This is a genomic window from Paraburkholderia jirisanensis, assembly GCF_054782355.1.
This window is the reverse complement of the sequence record NZ_BAAGSQ010000017.1, coordinates 1-1,021: the sequence shown is the minus strand read 5'-3', so window position 1 is coordinate 1,021 and position 1,021 is coordinate 1. Positions and strand designations below refer to the sequence as shown.

Genomic DNA, 1,021 nt, shown 5'->3' with positions numbered 1-1,021 from the left:
TCGTCCACCATGTCGCACTTGTTCAGGAACACGATGATGTACGGCACACCGACCTGACGCGCCAGCAGGATGTGCTCACGCGTTTGCGGCATCGGGCCGTCTGCAGCCGAGCACACCAGGATCGCGCCGTCCATCTGCGCTGCGCCCGTGATCATGTTCTTCACATAGTCAGCGTGGCCCGGGCAGTCGACGTGCGCGTAGTGGCGGTTCGCCGTTTCGTACTCGACGTGCGCCGTGTTGATCGTGATGCCGCGCGCCTTTTCTTCCGGCGCTGCGTCGATCTGGTCGTACGCCTTCGCTTCGCCGCCGAACTTCGCAGTCAGCACCGTCGTGATCGCCGCCGTCAGCGTGGTCTTGCCGTGGTCAACGTGACCGATCGTGCCCACGTTCACGTGCGGCTTGGTCCGCTCAAACTTACCTTTGGCCATTTTCGACTCCTAGAGGGTTTTTCCGTACGTTGCGCGGGGCGCAAACAACCACCGATCTACTGGTGCCCATGGGCAGGATCGAACTGCCGACCTCTCCCTTACCAAGGGAGTGCTCTACCACTGAGCCACATGGGCATTACATCTGTTGCCTGGAGCGGGTGAAGGGAATCGAACCCTCGTCATAAGCTTGGAAGGCTTCTGCTCTACCATTGAGCTACACCCGCAAGGATCTATCCGATTCCCGACTACCGCTTTAGTCTTACATTCTGGTGGAGGAGGTTGGATTCGAACCAACGTAGGCGTAAGCCAACAGATTTACAGTCTGCCCCCTTTAGCCACTCGGGCACCCCTCCGCAGAGAACGAATGATTATGGGGGAGCAACCTTGCGTTGTCAAGCCCGGCTTGACTGTTGCTTTCCCAACGTTCTCACTTATAAGTAGCCGCCGTAAACGCACAAACCCCGCCATTTGTGTGGCGGGGTTTGTGGAGCTGCATAAGGAGCCTGACGATTACCTACTTTCACACGGGCAATCCGCACTATCATCGGCGTGGAGTCGTTTCACGGTCCTGTTCGGGATGGGAAGGGGTGGTA

At 58.2% G+C, this 1,021-nt stretch carries 1 protein-coding gene, 3 tRNA genes and 1 rRNA gene; all 5 read right to left on the bottom strand.

The genetic code is table 11. The features are described 5' to 3' along the window. A partial coding sequence (locus tag ACYVNQ_RS09245) for a GTP-binding protein (RefSeq protein WP_460902180.1) occupies positions 1-428 on the bottom strand: 428 nt, incomplete at its 3' end. Between the two features lie 60 nt (positions 429-488). Beyond that, a tRNA-Thr gene (locus ACYVNQ_RS09240) sits at positions 489-563 on the bottom strand. Between the two features lie 15 nt (positions 564-578). Then, positions 579-652 (bottom strand) — tRNA-Gly (locus ACYVNQ_RS09235). Positions 653-695: 43 nt separating this feature from the next. Continuing rightward, positions 696-781: transfer RNA gene (locus ACYVNQ_RS09230), tRNA-Tyr, on the bottom strand. Positions 782-929: 148 nt separating this feature from the next. Beyond that, positions 930-1,021: ribosomal RNA gene (gene rrf / locus ACYVNQ_RS09225) — 5S ribosomal RNA — on the bottom strand; the annotation flags it as partial.